Origin of the sequence: Bradyrhizobium sp. CCBAU 051011 (assembly GCF_009930815.1) — a bacterium.
Taxonomy (GTDB): Bacteria; Pseudomonadota; Alphaproteobacteria; order Rhizobiales; family Xanthobacteraceae; genus Bradyrhizobium.
In genome coordinates, this window is record NZ_CP022222.1 from 2764726 (window position 1) to 2782547 (window position 17822).

Consider the following 17822-nt stretch of genomic DNA (forward strand, 5'->3'; position numbering starts at 1 on the left):
AAATCCGCGGTTGGATGCTGCTGATTTGCGCCGCCCTTTGCATCGCATTGGGAGCCATGCTGTGTAGTTCGGCGCATGCCTGCGTGGCCCTCGAAGCACGGAAGTTGCCGATGAAGTTCAGCTGGGTCGCTTGCCAACCGAATTGCGGGGGCTGGGTCAGCGCGGTTGGCGTCGTGACCGCAAATACGCCAGGAGATTTCGACGAATTCGCGCGCGACCGACGGCTCCGCGGCACGAACATCGTGCTGGATTCCAGCGGCGGTTCGGTCAACGACGCAATCGCGCTTGGACGGCGCTGGCGCAATCTGGGGGGCGCTGACCACCGTCGGCACGAGCGTGCAGACCAATACCGCGCAGGAGGCCCCTGCTAACATGGCGACGCCGGTGGCGTATTGCGAATCGATGTGCGTATTCCTGCTTCTGTCAGGCAAGACGCGTTACGTGCCCGTGACTGCCCATGTTCGGGTGCATCAGATCTGGTTGGCTGACCGCGCCAAGGACGCCAAGGCGGCGGTCTACAACGCAGATGATCTGATGATCGTGGAACGCGATATCGGGCGTCTCGCCAAGTACACCTTCGACTTGGGCGGGACGGGTGACCTGTTGTTGCTGTCTCTAAACGTCCCGCCGTGGGACGATCTGCATGAACTGTCTCGGGAAGAATTGCGACTGACCAATCTCGTCACGACCGATATGATCGCTCAGTCGGACGGTCCCGCCGCAGCGGTACCGGGGCGGAATCGCTTCGTAAGCAGCGCGGTGCGACTGAGACAGATTCAGCGCAGCCGACATCAACCAAGGCTGTTGAGGCTATGGGCGGACGGGCGGTGAGGGGCGCCGCCCAGCCTGGAGAGTAGCGGGTAGCCCTCTCTCTCGGTGCTGTTAGGAGCGGCAGGCCCCCAAGAGAATTCCAGACGCCGCCCCACCTCTGTCGGCAGCTTTATCGGAGCTTCGGCGCCGCGCGGCACTAACTTCATGGGCCGAGTGGTCGGCTTAGGGCCGAGCGCCATAAGCCTTCGTATTGTTCCGTGCCCCTTTAGAGGCCCGACGTCTACCTACGCACAATTGAGCCGCCGATCCCGATCGGGCTAGGCTGCATACGTTGAAAAAGCGCACAGATGAGAAACGGATGATCAACGAACAGCTACGATAAAGCGAAGAGGAGACAACATGCCCAATTGCTCCGAAAGCCCTAGCTTTGGCAAAGCAACGCGATGCGCAGTCTGTGATGGCAAGTTTGGTCTCGTCCGGCACTACTCGTGGCGAACCCCGCTTTGTTCCAAGAAGTGCGTCGATCGCTTCAGGGCTCGCCGCGAAAGTGACCGCAACTGGGTGGGCTGGTTCCAAATCGCCTTCGACCAGCTGCGAGAGGACCGCGCGAGGGCTTTATGACGATGCAGATCTCGCAACGAGGCAAGGAGTATCTTGAGACGGCAAAGACTTTGCTCCGTGCTGCCCAAACCATGACCGACCGAGCGATCGCGGGTCAGCTTAAGGCCCTTGCAGACGACTACCAGCGGCGAGCTGCGAAAGCGTCGCATGACGATGCGGCCAAAGCGGGCGATCGATCGGCTGCTAGCGCTGAACGCGAGTGGTGACCTGATGGGGAGTTTTGCAGCCCGCCCTCCTGGTAAAGGCTGAAATCGTCTGAAGAAATGGCTACGTCTCACGAACTCGGTGTTCGACCCAATCGGACATCGAATCCATCGCGTAGTGCTTGACTGTCGGAGGAAGAAAACGCGTTTTGGTGAAGGTGGGTGCTCGACTAAGGCTGACCCTCCGACGCCACGATGCGGATTTGTTGTCCAGTAACTCCTTTGGAGAGAACATCATGAAGAAGCTCCTGATCGCGAGTGTCATTTGTTGTGCTGGTTTTATCTCGGCGACGGCTGCCGAGGCCCGAACCTCTTACGACGGTCCCTGGAACCTCGTCTTTTTTACCCAACGCGGAAGCTGCGATGCGGCCTACACTTTCTCGGTCAACGTAACCGATGGGATTGTAACTCATCCCAATCTGGTGAAATTCAGGGGTTCCGTCGCAAGATCGGGCGCGGTCCGCGCGTCGGTGACCGTGCACGACAAATACGCATCAGGTTCGGGAAAGCTCACCGCAGACTCTGGCCGCGGGATCTGGAGCGGGCGTGCAGGAGGTGGGCGCTGCTCGGGATATTGGACCGCGCAACGAAACCAGTAGGACGCAAACTCCGCATTTTTCATTGGCCTTATCGTTTGCGCATGCTTTGCTGGTTTCGAGCAACGGCCAGCGTTGCACAATCAAGATCGTCGATTTCTATCGACGAAGAATACTTAGAACCCGCCGCTATGGTCAACGCGTGGCCATCCGAAGCGACGGAGCAGACAACGGCAACGGTGCCGCGCAGACGAACATCGTGATTCAGAGAGTTGCAATCCATTGCACGTGGGTGGTGTGGGATTCGCTTGCGGTGGGCCACGCTAAGCCAACGTGTAGAGGCGATGAGGGAAGAGGCGTTTTCAGCGGGCGTCGAGAGACGCTGAGCTTTATAGTTCAGCAACGTTCGTCTTGCCTCAGGGAGAGCGTAACGGCCACGCTCGTAAATCGTCAGCGACGTCAGGAGCGGTGCGGCTTTTCTGACGTCAGCTTGAGCATGTCCGCCATTCGACTGAGCTCCGGAAGCGAGCGGGCCTTCATCTTTCGCATCAGGTTGGTCCGATGCACCTTCACTGTAGATTCGGCGATACCGACGTCGTTGGCGATCTGTTTGTTGAGGCGGCCAGCCGTGGCCTGGATCATGATCTCGCGCTCGCGGGAGCTGAGTGTGTCGAAACGTTCCCTGAGCGCAGCCATTGCCTTGTCACTCTCTCGACGGGCGCGATCGCGGGCTAGACCAATCTCGACCGCATCGATAAGGTCCTGATCACGAAACGGTTTCGTGAGGAACTCTATGGCTCCCCCTTTCATTGCTCGCACGGTCATCGGGATGTCGCCGTGCGCTGTGATGAAGACGATTGGCAGCTGCCTGTTCGCGGCGGCAAGCTCGCGCTGAAGCTCGAGACCGCTTAGCCCTGGCAATCTCACGTCGAGCACGAGGCAGGTCGGGCCGTCAGTGTGGGGATCGGCATTGAAAAATTCAGCAACAGATGAAAATTGCTGAGTGTCCAGCCCGACTGTCCGCAATAGCCGCCCCACCGAGTCGCGAAACTCGGGATCATCATCGATAATCAAGACACTGGGGTTGGTATCACGCATCCCCGTACCCTGGAGGGCCATGCATTGGTTCCCTGCAATAATGTTCATTCTACCTTATAACAGGTCAAGGAACAGCCCCCTTTAACTACGCCACTGGCCGGAAAACTAAGCCGGCGGCCGGGTACATAAGCGATGGTTTACGAGCGCGGCATTGCTTTGTCGCGAACCTGGGCGGAAAGTAAAAGTTGCTATACAGGCGCGAGGTGTATTGGGGCGCGCCGGCGGAGCAACTGCCTGGAAGCCGCAATGCCGGAACATAGACTCATCTCGATCGTCGAGGATGATCAGCCCTTTCGCGAATCCATGAAGAAACTCATGAGCCTGCTAGGCTACACGGTCGAAGCGTTTCCGTCGCCGGCGAGTTTCCTGGTCTCGCCCCTGTTGGCTGAGACCGCCTGCCTGGTCGCGGATGTTCACATGCCTGGAATGACCGGGGTCGAACTTCACAGGCACCTGGTTGATGCGGGACATCGGATCCCGACGATTCTCATCACCGCATACCCGGACGACACTCTCCGTAACCGCGCGTTGAAGGACGGGGTGATTTGCTATCTCGCCAAGCCCGTGGATGACGAGCGTCTCGAGCGGTGCATTCGCTCGGCTCTTCAATTCGGGAGGCCGTGTGAGGAGGACTCATGAGTCTTCCACGCCGGCCGCAGAGTGAACTGAAGAATGGCCCCTCGAGGTTGATTGGCCTCTGCCCACAACCGCCCGCCATGGGCATCGATGATGGATCGACAAATCGAAAGCCCCATTCCGATCCCACTCGTCTTTGTCGTGTAGAAGGGGTTGAAGATTTGATCGAGATGTTCAGGATTAATTCCTGGTCCTGAATCGCGCACCGCGACGAGGATGCCCTCCGTCTGGCTTGGCTCGGTGCTGATCGTTAACTCGCGCGCTCCTTCCTCGGCCGAGCTCATTGCGTCTACGGCGTTCAGGATCAAATTGAGAAGCACCTGCTGCACTTGAACGCGGTCGCCCCGAACGCAAGACATTTGATCCACAAGAGAGGTGCGGACGGACACTCTATTCCTTTCGATTGCGTTTTGCACCATCACAAGCACCTCACCAATTGCTTCGTTGAGGTCGAAAGGCTCGATTCGTGGAGGCGCTTTCTTGATGTGATTACGAATGCGGTCGACGATGTCCTTCGATCGGTCGGCATCCCTGACGACACACCCAAGCGCTTCCATGGCTTCAGCTAGGTTCGGCGGACTCATTTCCAAGAAGCGCATTCCCGCACGAGCATTGTTGCGGGCGGTTGCAATCGGATGCAGAATCTCGTGCGCCAGCGAAGCGGTCAACTCTCCCATGATGCTCAAGCGATTCATGTGCGCGAGATCTGATTCCAGCTCTTGCGCGCGTCTGCGTTCAGTCACATCGACGTGTGTGGCGACAACCTCAACAATCTCTCCCTGCGCGGAGAACATAGAATGGGAGAAGGTTTCGACATGTTTGACTGTCCCGTCGGGACGGACGATTCTAAATTCGATCGCTTGCTCTCTCTTTTGGTGCAAGTCCTTCCGGATCTCTTCCCGCACTCTGTCGCGATCGTCTGGATGGATACGTTGCAGAACCGCCTTACCGGTCGGCAGACCCTGCAGCGGGTCAAGCTCCCAGATTCGGTAACATTCCTCCGACCAGTAGAGATTGCCGCTCGCGTTAGAGACCGAGGTGCCGGTATGGCTCAGCCTCTGTGCTTCGGCTAAATAGGCTTCGCTGCGCCGGAGTGCCTCTTCTGCCGTCTTGCGCTCGGTGATGTCGCGTCCCGCTCCGCGGTAGCCGACAAAACCTCCCGACTCGTCAAATACGGGCAGCCCAGAAACGGACATGTACCTCTTACTACCGTCGGGAGTGCGTCGCGCAATCTCGAAGTCTCGAAATGGCAGGTGAGCATCAACGGCTTCGCGGTGCTTGCGCCAGGCTTCGGCGTCAGCCTCGAAGTTGCGCAGTTCCCAAGGCCTTTTGCCTATTTCCGACACCGGCGCCTCAACTAGCCCTGGAGCATACTCCACGCGGGTGAAGCGATGCTGTGTGTCTGTCTCCCAGTACACTTCGAAGGAGAAATGAACGACGGTACGAAAACGCTCCTCGCTCGCGCGCAGCTCGTCCTCCGCCCGCTTGCGTTCGGTGATGTGCCGTCCGACCCCGCGATAGCCGATGAAGCGTCCCGCCCCGTCAAATACCGGCAACCCAGAGACAGACACGTAGCGCTTGCCGCCATCGGGCGCAGGTCGAGCGAGCTCAAAATCTCGGAATGGCAGGTGCGCATCGAGTGTCTCACGGTGCTTGCGCCAGCCCTCCTCGTCAGGCTGAAGGTAGGGCACTTCCCACCGAGTCTTGCCGATCTCGGAGCCCGGCGCCGGCGCGTCAGCTAACCCTTCAGCGAACTCTTGGCGGATAAAGCGATGCTGCGCGTCGCTCTCCCAATATACGTCGAAGGAGAACTGCACGAGGGTGCGAAAGCGCTCCTCGCTGGCGCGTAGCGCCTGTTCAGCCAGCTTCCGATCGGTGATGTCTTGAACGGTGCCGAACATGCTGATTGCCCGGCCCGAGTCCCATCTCACATCGCCTTGGGAGTGGACGAAGCGGACCACGCCATCCGGTTGGACCACGCGGTATTCCGTGTCGTAGCGAGGACCGCCATTCACGGCCAACGTAATGGCTTTGTTGAAGATGTCGCGGTCCTCCGAGTGCACCAGCTTAAATACTTCGCGAGCGCTTGTGCTTTCCCGAGGCGTCAGCCCAAAGATGCGGAAGGTCTCGGATGAGAAGGTGTAGCGGCGTGTGACAAAATCATATTCCCAATAGCCGACATGTGCGACGCGTTGAGCTTCTTCCAATTTGGCTTCACTCTCGCGAAGCGTTTCTTCCGCCCGCTTGCGCGCGGTGATGTCGCGGTCCAGGGAAACGGCCAGCAATTGGCCCTCGTGCCAGAACGGCCGGATGCGCACCTCGACGGGAAACACGGTTCCATCCTTTCGACGATGACGACCATCATAGGTCACAGTTTTCCCCGCCCGCAGACGCTCCCGGATGCGTAGCAGAAGCTCCGGTGTCAGATCCGGACCATAGTCGAACGCGGTCCTCCCGATCAGTTCGTCGCGGCGATAGCCCAAGTTTTCGCACGCCTGGCGATTCACATCGAGAACCGTCGCATCCTCATTGTAGAGAAAGAACGCATCGGATGCGTGGTCCACCAAGGTGCGGAAGCGCGCCTCGCTCGCGCGCAGCTCCCGCTCCGTCTGTTTCAGCTCCGTGATATCGTGCAGAACGCCAAACTGGCGAAGAGCCCGCCCCGAGTGGTCCCAAGTGACATCACCTTGACTGTGGATCACGCGCAGGGTGCCGTCAGGACGCACCACCCTATATTCCACGTCGTAACGCGGACCGCCGGGGCTTAGCGCAGCCGCAGCGGCTTCGGCTGCTCTCGCCCGGTCTTCCGGGTGAATCAAGTCTAGCCATCGTCCATGCCACTCCGGCAGATCAACCGGCTGCACTCCGAAAATCCGGGAAACCTCGTCCGAAAGAGACACATGTTTGGTCGTGAAATCTCGTTCCCACCATCCAAAATGCGCGATCCGCTGTGCCTTTTCCAACTTGTATTGATTTTGACGTAGCTCATTCTCCGAGCGCTTAAGCTTGCTCGTCAGCGCGCTTACGACCAGCGACGTCGTCAAGAACACCGCCATCCTTTCAATGTCATCCGGAACATCAACGCGAAACTCGAACAATGGCGGCGCGAAGAAGTAGTTCAGGCACGCTACGGCCAAGAACGACAAAACGACCGAGGTGCTAGTGCTGCCCAGCAGCGAAACCAGCGCGATCAGAATGACAAAAACAAAGCCCGTCCTCGCAACCCCAAAGTCAAGGTGAAAGCAGACGAAGGTGATCAATGCCAGGCCGGTGATACCCAACAGGAATTGGGCAGCAACGGCTTGTAATTGGCGTCTCCGCTTGTGCGCAATCCCTGCACCAAGAGCGCGCCTAACGACGCGCACGAGAGCTGCGGAGACGCGGACAACGGGTCGACCCCGCGGGCGTCTCGAGTGTGGTGCTTCCGCTTGCGCACTCCTGGCGCTTTTGGCGGCAGATCTCCGAACGGTCATCCGCATGCCGGGGCTGTCTCCGTTCTTCCGCCCCAAGCGTGCGAGTGCCTGAGGCCGAGAGAACCGGGCAGGGGTGAAACCGACATTGCCCATACTGCTAAAGCATTTAGCCGGGCCGTGGCAGTTCCAGGTGCCGGAACGCACATTTTATACCCGATTGTCGGTTTTGCTACCCTGGCTCGGCGTTGTTGGCTCTCGAATCTGCAAGGCCCGCCGGTTTTATGGCCGTCGCCTTCCACCTGTACTACGGCTAGGTGACTCCGGCGCTAGCGCAAGTTTGGTGCTTCGGGTCGGCGAGGCGCCAACGCGTCATGGAAGGTTTGCGAAATGCTCTTGGAACAGTATCTTGATGATTGTGGTCCCCGATCCATTGGACCCGGGTCGGAGGCGGATCATCCATCGATGAAGAAGCTACTGCTTTGGCTTAGTTGCGTGGGTCTTCGAGAACACTCGTGCCCCTGAAAGTATCGCGCGGTTAGACGCCTGCGCGATTGGCGAAAAGCGGGCCTCCGATCATCTTTCACCACATGGTCGAGCGGGCATCGCGTGCCGAGCCTGCTCACTTCAAGGCGAATCGCACGCTGATCTGAAGGGAGGTACGTCATGTTGAGGGCACCAGGCGAACAGGCAAGCGAAGCTTTGATGCAAGCGGTTCAACTGATTCCCTGCAAAACGCAATCTGTCTCACGGTCCGATGGGGAGATAAGTTCCGCGCCAGGTGGCTACATCCGAGGCGGATTGCCTCCCAGTATCGTACGGCGGATAAGCGAGTATATTGACAACAATATCGAACAACGCATCACCGTCGAGGTGCTGGCAAACCTCGCCAGCTTGTCAGTTTCGTATTTCGTTCGAGCATTCAAACAGTCCATCGGCGTCACTCCGCACGAATATCTGATGCGCCGGCGCGTTCAGTTGACCATGAAGCTGCTGTCTGCCACCGATATGCCGCTGTCAGAGATCGCGCATGCGGCAGGATTTGTAGATCAAAGCCATTTCGCCCGGCGGTTCCGTCAGCACGTCGGAATGTCGCCGCGCCACTATCGTTGGCTCACTCCGTAAGCTCTTGGTGTCACGTTTGTTTGGCAGAAGACAATTGGCATCACTGTTGCGTCGGCTCGATTGACCTGGCTTGCCGATCTCTCGGTCGAGCCACGGATTTCAATCCGGCTACATTTCTGTCAACTGCCGCACTTAACCGCTAGCAAGTTGTTGAAAGCGTCGATCTCGGAATTAATCGCGCCAATATCCAGATTGCGGTCGGCGTCGCGGACGCAAATGGCGGCCGCCTGACGCGCAGCTACCGATTCGTAGAATGAGGCAGCAAAGACACGACATGCCATCTGGTGGTCGGTGGCGTTGACAAATTGCCTGCGAATGGCCGCCCAACGCGCCAGCGAGGCGCCGATCTCTTTCGACGAAGCGCATTGCGAGGCGAGGGCAGGAATTGTTGAGACATTGATCGCCATAACAATAAAGAAGATGGCAAATCTGATCATGCGCCACTCCAAGTTCTTGGGGTCCGCGATGATCTCTGCAAGTTATTCGATTTAATCTCGCGTATGGGCTCGCGACTTTCGGGATCATTTTGTTCAAATGACATTGGCTGATCGAGCAAGACGCGCTTCGCAAGCAGTCTGCGGTGAAGACATGGCAGTTCGCGTCAACTGGGTACAAGACTTGAAGGTCGGGGGTCCGTTAAGGATATCGCGTCGAACTGAAGCCGATAGTCCCAATCGATTCCGTTCGACGCGACCCGCAGATCGAGCGACTTCCTCCCGAGACGCTCAGGAGGCGCCGGCGAATTGCCGAAGCGCCCGGGTCATTTTGGACCGATAGCGCATTGCGCTATCGGTCCTTTTTTTGGTGGCTTGCGGTCCCTATGAACGAAGTTCTGGAGGAAGAGGCGCCATCGCATCGCGACGGCCTGATGATCTTGCCGGCGTCATGCCAACGCCTTCCGCTCTGCGCGACCGTGGATTGGCTGAATCTCTTTATCGCGATCGTAAAACCAGGCGACCGAAGAAACTCCAAGCACTAGCAACAGGCTAACAGCCACCAGCGCCAAAGCCACAATCAGGTTGAGGCATGCAACCGCAAGGCCAGGCACTACATCTCCCGTTCCGGCCAAAGGTAGGCGAGTTGGCATTCGACCCTCTTTCGTTGGGCACGATCATTTGAGACAAAGGCTGTAAAGACCAACCCCGGTACGCGCAGTACCGGGGGGAGTCAGGGGGTATCCCTATTCAGTCTCAGCGGCAGACCAGAACGCGCCTGTAGGCACCTCGCCTGTAGGTGGAAATGTAGTAGCAGCCATCGTCGCTCGACCCATAACTCGAGCCATAGCTAGATGCGGCTGCGGCCCCGGTCGCGGCACCCGCCGCATACGCCCGGTACGCGTTGTGGTATCTGGAACCATACGAGCCGTACCCGTAGCCAGACCCCGAGTAACCGGAGCGAGCGTAGCCGTAGGATGAAGACCCGGCCCGGAGAGCCGCAGAACGTCCTTCGAAACCGCGACCACCCGAAAAACGAGGCGCATTAGCGCCAAGCCGAGGCTGACCACCGAGTCCCGCGCGAGGAGGACCACCGCTCGGGCCACCAAAACCCGGAGGAGGGCCACCAATGCCAGGAGGACCACCGAGGCCAGGCGGCGGTCCGCCAAGGCCAGGAGGCGGACCACCTAGACCAGGGGGAGGACCGGGAGGAGGGCCGAATGCGAGCGCGGTGGTTGGCATCATTGCCGCCATACCGAGCACTGCGCTCATGGACGCGGTGAGAAGAGCTTTACGAAACATCATGTTTCTCCTTTGATTTAGCGCTCAGGTTCATTTGGCAAACTGCTTGTGCAGCTCGCCGGAACCCCTTCGCCCGCGTTTTAGACAGGCGCTTCGGGTAACAAGCTCAGCGCCGATGAGCCCGTTGCAGTGCGCGGCGACAGGCTTCGCTGAAGTCGCGCAGTGGATCCATCTCGTTGATCAGCGCCGGCAGGTCGACGAATGTCCTGTTCGGGGCAAGATAGGTTTGAACGAGCCATTCGTCTCACAGGTTCGTCCGCATTGGAGTTGCCGTGCTGCACAGCATTTCGTGCCCACTACTCCCTATAACGGCGCGACTCGTTCATTTTCTCCTGCTGGCCTGCGCTTTGCTCGAAAACCGATCGACACGCATCGTTGAGATCTGATTTCTTCTGCCTCAAGCAGCTTTCGACCGCTGTGGGGTCAAGAATGTAGTTGCCGCAGTGCCTGAAGGCGTCGGGCGCACACGCGGCTCTCTGCTCCGAGGTGCCGCGATTCTCCTGCGCGGAAACAGTTGTGGCGTAAAGCAGCGCTGCCACCATTGCGGTACAAGGACGCGTGGTTCTCAAAATCATATCGGATCACTCCTTAGGTTGATCTTGTGGGCCTGATGACGACTTCGCGCCTTCATCGGAGAGATAGTCATCAAAATTGGTCACGCACCTTCACTCCATCCGCTGCGGGAATCTATTGAACGAGGGTACGGATGATTAGATGCGCGTAAGGGGTTTCTAAGCGTAAGTTTAGTGCGGCGCGCACACTGCAGGATTTTTAGTCACGCCAGCTCCGCTACAAGTCTCTCGCCGCGGTGACGAAGCCGCCCGAAACGCGAGATTCAACCTGACCCTGTGCAATGGAGCAATTTGTATGATCAAGCCCGAGCTGTTGTTTGCTGCACTGATCGCCGCGGCCGTACTAGCAACACCCGCTACGGCCCGGCAGAGCAAAATGACGTCACAGCGCGGTGCGGCGAACGCCAAAGCGCATACCGCGACGGACACGAATAATGCATCCAGGCATGCCTGCTGCCGTAATCGCTCTGGCGATTTCCGTGGTCTTGCCGAGCGCGACGTGTGGCGTCACTGGGGCGCCTACTACGGGCCGATGATTCACGTTCCTTAAGTCGAGTCAGTCATCAGAAGCACGTGAGGCAAGCGCAAAACGTGTTCGGATCCGGACTGCTATCTTCCTTTTTTCATACCGACCGGTGCTGCTGCTCGATCTGCCCGAGCGAGGACCCAACAGCGAGGCACGAGCACGTGCAGGACGAGATCATCTCCTCCGTGCCGGCGTCGGACCGCGTCCGACGGCTGAGTTCAGGCTCGCTTGCCGCGCTAAGCCAACGCTTAGGGAACAGTATCTTCGTCCAGTCGATTTCCAGTCCACGATGACAAGAATCCAACTGGCAGTGATCTCCTTTCTCCCACACTCGAATTCGAAAAGGATGTCCATCGTGAGAACCGTCGCAGACCAGTTTGCCGAAGTGCTGGCGAACGCTGGCGTAGAGCGGATTTACGGGATCGTGGGCGATAGCCTCAATGGCCTTGCAGACGCCATTCGTCGTCAGGGCAAGATCGAGTGGATCTATGTGCGCCACGAACAAGTGGCTGCGTTTGCGGCAGGTGCAGAGGCGCACCTGACCGGTTTGCTCGCCGTTTGCGCAGGAAGCTGCGGAACCGGAAATCTGCACCTGATCGATGGATTATTCGAGTGTCAACGTTCGAGCATTCCGGTGCTTGCGGTCGCCGCGCGTATTCCGCCGGCCGAGATCGGGAGTAGCTATTTGCAGGAGCCGCATCCGCAGACGCGGTTTCAGGAGTGCAGTCATCATTGCGAGCTCGTCTCAGGCGCCCACCAGCTGCCACGCGCAGGTGAAGCTGCGATCCGTGAGGGGGTTGGCAGGCGAGGTGTCTCGCTCGTCCTGATACCAGGTGACGTAGCATCGCCGTTGGCGCTGAATGCACCTCTGCCCAAGGCCTCAGGCCTGCTGCCGTCGACGCCTGTTGTTGCTCCATCCCAGAAGGATCTCGATCGTCCGCCAGTGTCGAAAGAGAGGGGGCTTCTGCGTGAGCGCGGTCACCGGATCAGAAGCGAATTCGCTTCCGCGTTCAATCTCGTCTCTGGAGCTGCCGTCCGGACAGAAAGCTCCGATGTCGAGACGGCACTGAACGACTTCGTCGATCTCCGGCATGCCCATGTTGTGTTGGCCATGCCGGATCGCGACAAATTGGTCGATGCTGCGGAATACCTCCGCAACCTCGGTTGGGCAATCAATTCATCCAGACTGCATCAAATGAAGATTAATCTGATCATTTCAGCGGATACTTTGCCGCTGGAAACCGAGCGTTGCTGGCTGCTGGGGCTGGTCGCTAAAGACCTTGTAACAAACGCGGGGCGCCACGCTTGCTTCTTTGGCACTCGAGAAGGCAAGATAAGTATTGAGTTGACATGGGAAGGCAGCTTCGTTCATTGCGCGGTCTCGGACAACGGGCCGAGAAGGGCGAGAGCGAGGCCGGTGCGCGGCTTGAGGATCGCGCACAATCTTGCCAGGAGCCTGGGTGGTCGGATTGGTCACTGGTTTGATGATGAAGGTACATCCTTTGTCGTGACCTTTCCATTCACGGAACGCGAGTTGCAGGAGGTCAGGACACGAGGCCCTCGCTATGCCAGCGCGCAGCATTGAACAGCAACACGGTGATTGGCATAGGCGAAAGAGACCGGCAAGTCGCGCGGCAAGAGTCTCGCGGGATGACCCGGGCCGATTCTTTAAATAGCGCGCGTTCGCTGGTAAGTCGCCAGCATGCCGGGTTATGCGGTTGTGCATCTTGGCTAGTACCGCTCGAATACGCTTGCACTGGACCACCGGTCCGAAGGTTAAGCGGCTAGGTCAACTCTTTACCTATCTCGCCACTTCGCTCGCAGTCACTCGAACTTTCTCTCGACCCCACGCAAACGCTGCCACCAAAGGCTTTTGCAAAAAAGGAACATCTTGCGCGATTAGCAATACGCCAAGAGGTAACATCCATACGACCAGTACGGGCAAAAAGCTAAAGACGCCGCCGAGAATGAGAAGTAATCCAATGACCAGACGAACAACAAATGAGGATGGCATACGCAGCCACCGAATGAACTTAGTGACGCTAATCGGCACTCGCCGATCAATCATCCTAAAGTACCTATTTAGTTCGGTGTCTGTTGTTGTCATTTGTCAACCCTGACTTACTCGGGTGGCCTTCCTGCGGGACGATAACGTCTGGATTGCCCAAGGGTCCCTAGCGGTATTTTCCAAATCCACCAACACGGCTTCGCAGGCGCCCTGCGTCATGTACCGTGGGGGTCGGTCGATAGACCCTGGCCGCCGATCGTCCGTGGCGCAAAGATGGCGAGAGGAGCGGGTCGGTGGCTGACTCATGGCCTCCAGTCTGCCTCGCAAGCCGCAAGAAAGAAATTGACCCGTTCGTGCAACAACGTCGGCAGCTCTTTTCTGAAGTCCTTCAGTTCCTCCCCCATCAGAGATCTCATAAGCATCGGAAGCAGGATGAGGTCCATGAACATCTGCGCGGTCGCGACGCGCCGCTTTGCGCTGAAAGGTCCTTTTGATGAGCGCACGATCCTCTGCGTTGTCTCGTTCAAGAGCTGCGAAACTACCCAAGCCGCCCGGTCGCGCGCCGCGTCGTGAACATTTCGGCTCAACTCGGGAAATCGCCGCGCCTCGGCGATCGTCGCGCGCGTGAGATCCACCGTGTCCGCGACGAATTTCTCCACCATCTCGGTGCCGAGATTGGTGGGCTTTTCCTGGATGGTGCGGCCTGCCGGCGCGAACCCCTCAAAATCTGTCAATTCGTTGATGGTCCGGGCCACCACAGCCACGAACAGCGCCTCCTTGCCGGGGAAATGGACATAGATAGTCGGTTTGCTCGCAGGGGCCAGCTCGGAAATGTCGTCGATGCTGGCACTCTGAAAACCCTTCTCGAGAAAGAGCTGCTGGGCTGCATCGAGAATCCGCGCCTGGACGTCGCCGGCACGGTCCTTGGGCGGTCTGCCGCGTTTCGGGCTTTTGTTCCTCGCCATCACCATCAGCCAATCAGAGTTTATGCATACATCACCCTTGATATGCCCCAGCCGAAAACCCAAAAGGACAGTATAGGGTATAGTATAGGTAGGTTGCCGTGTGACTTGGCTGCACGGTTAGTGGCGATTTGCCCCTTGGCTACGGAACTTGGGTGGTTCGAGCATAACTTCCTTCAAGCTATCACCACTGGCGATAACGATCACGAAGTTGACTTTGCCATCCTGCTTTATCAGACCGCCGGCAAGAGCGCTTCCCGCTGCAGCTTTCTCGGCGATGCGTACGGCTTCCGATAGGTCCTGCTGAACTGACTTCAGGGCAATGATATTGCCCAGATCTTCCCTGTCGAGCTCCTTCAGCGACGACGAAATTTCCTTTTCTCTAACGCTTCCGGTGTTCGCATCTATGACATTTTCCCAAACTCGCTCATTTTTTACTGTACGCACTCGATAAACGGGCGGACTGGATATCTCAAAACTAACCTCCGCAGTCCTTGAACCGTCATGTAAATGCTCAGCGATCGCTACTGCCTGACTGAGCGATATTTTTATGGTACGAAATTGCTCAAGCAAGCGACGAAAGGCTGCATCCTCGGCATCGCGCTGCGCCGCTACACCTCGGTCTGCGGGTTCGAAAGGTGTATGGGTGACATCGGCTATCGCGCCCGTAGCAGCAAGCGTGGCTGACCAAACGATAATCGCTAACAATCGCTTCTTCGACATGAGGTAACTCCAGTGGCTGTCCGTGAAAAACTGACCGGTGGCCTTATCGGTGTGTGAGAGGGTGCATGATGGCGTATCGACAAGAACCTTGGCCGTGGCTCGGTGAATCGCACCTTTCGATAGTGGTATCGAAACTCCGGTACCGAGCAGATCGCCGCCGCTTCTCGGACCGAGTCTGAGCGAAATTGCGCTGTGGCTTCGATGCGAGCCCGCCCCGCCTCCTGCCTGAACCGGCTTGATCGGGAACCTCCGGCCCTAGCTGCGCCAACGTTTCACGGACATGGGTCGAGATCGCGGGGCTCTCGTCACCCGCATCGGTTTGCTCGGACAATGACGCCGGCGGCTGTCGTACAGCATCGGCCATATCAGAGCTGAGTGGCGGCGAGGGGGCCGCGGCAATCTCCTTGTCCAGAAGAAAAGGCGGGAAGCCGGGCTGGCTGGTATCGATGACAACTGCTTCCGGTCCCTTCAGCTCGGAGGTGATCCGGATCGGCGGAAGCGTAGAATGCGAAACGATGAGCTTGCTTGGCAGGGGGGTGGGCAGCAGCGAATCGGTTGCAAAGAGCAGCACGAGCAACGCTCCGCCGACCCACAGAAAGTAACCCCGCACGGGAGTTTGAGAATCGACTGAGCTGCGCGCACGCATTGACAAAACGGATCTTCTGCTCATAGGGCCCGGCCCCCGCGCTGAAGCCCTTTGGGCGCGATCCAGGACCGCTCGCCGGCTGTTCGGCCTGCTGTGATGAATGGCATGTACTTCCGTTTCGATTTCAGACGCTGCGGATGCAGGCGCGTGTGCTTGGCGTCGAGATGCTCGGACGCGTCCTGCCAATTGCGTGGGCTGTAATCATAGAAATTCGGGTCAATCGTGAACCCGTCGTCGGACGACGCGTATGACGTTAAATCCGCGATGACGTTCAGCATGTCAGGATCCAGCATAGATGTTCGGGTGGCGCGCACTTTGGGGCTATTCGGCCGGGTAAAGGTGGACCCCTCGGCGCATGAGCTCCGACTCAATCATGTTGAAGGCGCATTCAACGGGCGCGAGCCAGCCGTTGACCGAATAGATGGTGCAAATCGCGAGCGAGGAGAAGGGTTGACGTCATGGAGTAGCCCTCCGCCGCTGAGCTTGCCGCTTGATCGGGACCGCCGCTCGATCGATGAGCGCGTGCAGCCAGGCAAGCAGGGAAATCGTAACGCCCAGCAGCAGGCTCAGGCCCACGAGAGACAGAGCCACGACCAGGTTCAGGGATGCGAGGGCAAGCCCCGGCCACGGATTTTCCTTTGCGAGCGACAACAACAGGGTTGACATTTTCGACCTTCTAAATAAACTATACCGTATAGTTCATGTACACCCCGAACCGCGGGATGTGTCAAGAGCGAAGACTCACAAGCGCGTGTTGGGAAGGGCGGGGCATCGGAGCGTGAGGCTGCGTTCACCGTTCGAAAAAAGCGATGCCTCAGCCGGAGAAGGGATTCTTATGTTCAAGTACACATTAGTCGTCATACTGGCAGCGTTGTTCGCCAATGGGACTGCCTTTGCGCAGGAGAACCGCGGCACTCCCGAGCAGAGGGCCGCATGCGCGCCTGACGCCTTCCGGCTGTGCGCTAGCTACATCCCTGACGCCACGAATGTGGAGGCCTGTCTCAGGCAAAGAAAGTCAGACCTGAGCGATGCTTGCAGAGCCGTCTTCGAGCACGCTGCGGCCACTGCTCCCGTCAGGACCATAGGATCGCTTCGGTACCGGGGCGCAAGGGATGGGGAATGATGGCATGAACATGATGTACATTCCCGCTTTCGCCGCGTTCGGGGGCTCGGCCTTCGGAGCGATCTCCACGATCGTGGCTGGATGGGTGACTCGGCGCCGGAGGCTTGGCGAGCGCCACTACGCCCGCTCGATTTCCAAGCGCGAGCGGCTCTATCGAAGTTTCATCGAGGAAGCCTCTCGACTCTACGCCGACGCGCTCGTCAGCGACAAATCCGAGATTCCGCAACTGGTCAATCTGTATGCCCTGATAGGGCGGATGAGGATTCTGTCCAGCGATCAAGTGGTTCAAGCCGCGGAGCGGGCAGGTCGCGTGATCATCGAAACCTACCTGTCACCAAACCGCGAGTTTGTCGATCTACCTGAGTTCATGGAGGAAATGGATCCCTTGCGTGGCTTCGGGGAAGCCTGCCGACGTGAATTGCATTCGATCCCATCTCGCTGAGGTCCCAAGCCATGCAGCAGCGGATAGGCCAGGCCGGATCGTCGTGCATTCGTCGGCGGATCGTACAAGCAGCGATCCGATTGCACCGCGAGATCGGTTTCAAGAAGACCACCGTCGCCGATATCGCTCGCGGAGCGTCGATGTCGCCCGCTAACGTTTACCGCTTCTTCGCTTCAAAGCAGGCGATCGAAGAGGCGGTCGTGGCGGATCTGTTCGAACACGTCTCCGCAGCCGCAACGCTTGCGGCTCGCAGCGGCACCGCACTGGAGCGCTTAACGGCTGCTTTGAGGGCGATCTCGCAGCTGCACGAACACCTTCTGGAGAACGACAGCAAACAACACGAATTGGTCGCTGTGGCGGTAAGCGAGAACTGGGCTGTCGCCGTGTCTTACGCAGACCGGATCCAAGGGCTTGTGCGCGCGATCGTTGCTGACGGACAGGCGAGCGGTGAACTGCGACCGGGAAGTCCGATGGCGATGACCTGTCGCCTGCTTGAAGCAATGGACGGGTATCTCAATCCGTCGCGGATCAACGCGGCTACCGTTCGGCCCGCGTTTGACGAGATGATGGATTTCTGCGCAGGCGCCCTGCGTCATGCTCCGTGGGGTCAGTCGATCGACCTGGCCGCTGACTTGAGTCCCAAAAGCCGTGGCGCAAGAATAGCGAGCGGGGTCTGTGGCTGAT

Annotated in this window: 14 protein-coding genes and 2 pseudogenes; 9 read left to right on the plus strand and 7 right to left on the minus strand. The window is 58.4% G+C overall.

The annotated features are described in order from the left end of the window. Positions 1-14 precede the first annotated feature (14 nt). The 3 genes and pseudogenes from ACH79_RS13125 to ACH79_RS13135 form a co-directional block, all read left to right on the plus strand. Positions 15-705: pseudogene (locus ACH79_RS13125) on the plus strand (hypothetical protein); the annotation flags it as partial. A 683-nt stretch (positions 706-1388) separates the two neighbouring features. After that, positions 1389-1598, plus strand: coding sequence for a hypothetical protein (locus ACH79_RS13130; RefSeq protein WP_161851402.1), 210 nt, complete (start codon positions 1389-1391; stop codon positions 1596-1598). A gap of 233 nt (positions 1599-1831) precedes the next feature. Continuing rightward, the gene (locus ACH79_RS13135; protein ID WP_161851403.1) at positions 1832-2194 is read left to right on the plus strand and encodes a hypothetical protein; all 363 of its coding nucleotides are present in this window, start codon (positions 1832-1834) and stop codon (positions 2192-2194) included. A gap of 396 nt (positions 2195-2590) precedes the next feature. Here the strand turns inward: ACH79_RS13135 and ACH79_RS13140 are convergent, their stop codons facing one another. Further along, a complete protein-coding gene (locus ACH79_RS13140; RefSeq protein ID WP_161851404.1) occupies positions 2591-3229 on the minus strand; it encodes a response regulator transcription factor in 639 nt (212 codons plus the stop codon). A 246-nt stretch (positions 3230-3475) separates the two neighbouring features. On the opposite strand from ACH79_RS13140, the gene ACH79_RS13145 reads away from it, so the two are divergent. Next, on the plus strand, positions 3476-3868 hold the full coding sequence (locus ACH79_RS13145) for a response regulator transcription factor (protein ID WP_161851405.1): 393 nt from the start codon (positions 3476-3478) through the stop codon (positions 3866-3868). On the opposite strand, the gene ACH79_RS13150 is transcribed toward ACH79_RS13145, so the two are convergent. Beyond that, positions 3835-7146, minus strand: a complete 3312-nt coding sequence (locus ACH79_RS13150) for a PAS domain S-box protein (protein WP_161851406.1) — start codon at positions 7144-7146, stop codon at positions 3835-3837. The two genes, ACH79_RS13145 and ACH79_RS13150, sit on opposite strands and share 34 nt — an antisense overlap. A gap of 795 nt (positions 7147-7941) precedes the next feature. Here ACH79_RS13150 and ACH79_RS13155 point away from each other — a divergent pair. Continuing rightward, positions 7942-8400 carry a helix-turn-helix transcriptional regulator gene (locus tag ACH79_RS13155; RefSeq protein ID WP_161851407.1) on the plus strand — a complete coding sequence of 153 codons (459 nt, stop codon included), beginning with the start codon at positions 7942-7944 and terminating at the stop codon, positions 8398-8400. A 119-nt stretch (positions 8401-8519) separates the two neighbouring features. Here the strand turns inward: ACH79_RS13155 and ACH79_RS13160 are convergent, their stop codons facing one another. Beyond that, the gene (locus tag ACH79_RS13160) at positions 8520-8837 is read right to left on the minus strand and encodes a hypothetical protein (protein WP_161851408.1); all 318 of its coding nucleotides are present in this window, start codon (positions 8835-8837) and stop codon (positions 8520-8522) included. Positions 8838-11003: 2166 nt separating this feature from the next. Between ACH79_RS13160 and ACH79_RS13170 the strand changes: the two genes are divergently transcribed. Both ACH79_RS13170 and ACH79_RS43850 read left to right on the plus strand, forming a co-directional pair. Beyond that, on the plus strand, positions 11004-11258 hold the full coding sequence (locus tag ACH79_RS13170) for a hypothetical protein (RefSeq protein ID WP_161851409.1): 255 nt from the start codon (positions 11004-11006) through the stop codon (positions 11256-11258). A 322-nt stretch (positions 11259-11580) separates the two neighbouring features. Next, a pseudogene (locus ACH79_RS43850) lies at positions 11581-12165 on the plus strand (thiamine pyrophosphate-binding protein); the annotation flags it as partial. Positions 12166-13544: 1379 nt separating this feature from the next. Here the strand turns inward: ACH79_RS43850 and ACH79_RS13180 are convergent. From ACH79_RS13180 to ACH79_RS13195, 4 genes are all read right to left on the minus strand, one after another. Next, complete coding sequence (locus ACH79_RS13180; protein WP_246738516.1) at positions 13545-14213, minus strand: TetR/AcrR family transcriptional regulator; 669 nt, start codon at positions 14211-14213, stop codon at positions 13545-13547. 111 nt (positions 14214-14324) lie between these two features. Beyond that, the gene (locus ACH79_RS13185; RefSeq protein ID WP_161851410.1) at positions 14325-14927 is read right to left on the minus strand and encodes a PepSY domain-containing protein; all 603 of its coding nucleotides are present in this window, start codon (positions 14925-14927) and stop codon (positions 14325-14327) included. A gap of 666 nt (positions 14928-15593) precedes the next feature. Further along, positions 15594-15851, minus strand: coding sequence for a hypothetical protein (locus tag ACH79_RS13190; RefSeq protein WP_161851411.1), 258 nt, complete (start codon positions 15849-15851; stop codon positions 15594-15596). A gap of 178 nt (positions 15852-16029) precedes the next feature. After that, entirely contained in the window at positions 16030-16239 is a 210-nt protein-coding gene (locus ACH79_RS13195; protein WP_161851412.1) for a hypothetical protein, read from the minus strand. 461 nt (positions 16240-16700) lie between these two features. On the opposite strand from ACH79_RS13195, the gene ACH79_RS13200 reads away from it, so the two are divergent. Both ACH79_RS13200 and ACH79_RS13205 read left to right on the plus strand, forming a co-directional pair. Next, positions 16701-17138 (plus strand): hypothetical protein, encoded by a 438-nt coding sequence (locus ACH79_RS13200; RefSeq protein WP_161851413.1) that lies wholly within the window; start codon positions 16701-16703, stop codon positions 17136-17138. An 11-nt stretch (positions 17139-17149) separates the two neighbouring features. Then, on the plus strand, positions 17150-17821 hold the full coding sequence (locus ACH79_RS13205; protein WP_161851414.1) for a TetR/AcrR family transcriptional regulator: 672 nt from the start codon (positions 17150-17152) through the stop codon (positions 17819-17821). The last annotated feature ends 1 nt before the right edge of the window (position 17822 follow it).

Coding starts and splice junctions, on each gene's coding strand:
- ACH79_RS13130 (WP_161851402.1), top strand. CDS start 1,389: ATGACGATGCAGATCTCGCAACGAGGCAAGGAGTATCTTGAGACGGCA.
- ACH79_RS13135 (WP_161851403.1), top strand. CDS start 1,832: ATGAAGAAGCTCCTGATCGCGAGTGTCATTTGTTGTGCTGGTTTTATC.
- ACH79_RS13140 (WP_161851404.1), bottom strand. CDS start 3,229: ATGCGTGATACCAACCCCAGTGTCTTGATTATCGATGATGATCCCGAG.
- ACH79_RS13145 (WP_161851405.1), top strand. CDS start 3,476: ATGCCGGAACATAGACTCATCTCGATCGTCGAGGATGATCAGCCCTTT.
- ACH79_RS13155 (WP_161851407.1), top strand. CDS start 7,942: ATGTTGAGGGCACCAGGCGAACAGGCAAGCGAAGCTTTGATGCAAGCG.
- ACH79_RS13160 (WP_161851408.1), bottom strand. CDS start 8,837: ATGATCAGATTTGCCATCTTCTTTATTGTTATGGCGATCAATGTCTCA.
- ACH79_RS13170 (WP_161851409.1), top strand. CDS start 11,004: ATGATCAAGCCCGAGCTGTTGTTTGCTGCACTGATCGCCGCGGCCGTA.
- ACH79_RS13180 (WP_246738516.1), bottom strand. CDS start 14,213: ATGGTGATGGCGAGGAACAAAAGCCCGAAACGCGGCAGACCGCCCAAG.
- ACH79_RS13185 (WP_161851410.1), bottom strand. CDS start 14,927: ATGTCGAAGAAGCGATTGTTAGCGATTATCGTTTGGTCAGCCACGCTT.
- ACH79_RS13190 (WP_161851411.1), bottom strand. CDS start 15,851: ATGCTGAACGTCATCGCGGATTTAACGTCATACGCGTCGTCCGACGAC.
- ACH79_RS13195 (WP_161851412.1), bottom strand. CDS start 16,239: ATGTCAACCCTGTTGTTGTCGCTCGCAAAGGAAAATCCGTGGCCGGGG.
- ACH79_RS13200 (WP_161851413.1), top strand. CDS start 16,701: ATGAACATGATGTACATTCCCGCTTTCGCCGCGTTCGGGGGCTCGGCC.
- ACH79_RS13205 (WP_161851414.1), top strand. CDS start 17,150: ATGCAGCAGCGGATAGGCCAGGCCGGATCGTCGTGCATTCGTCGGCGG.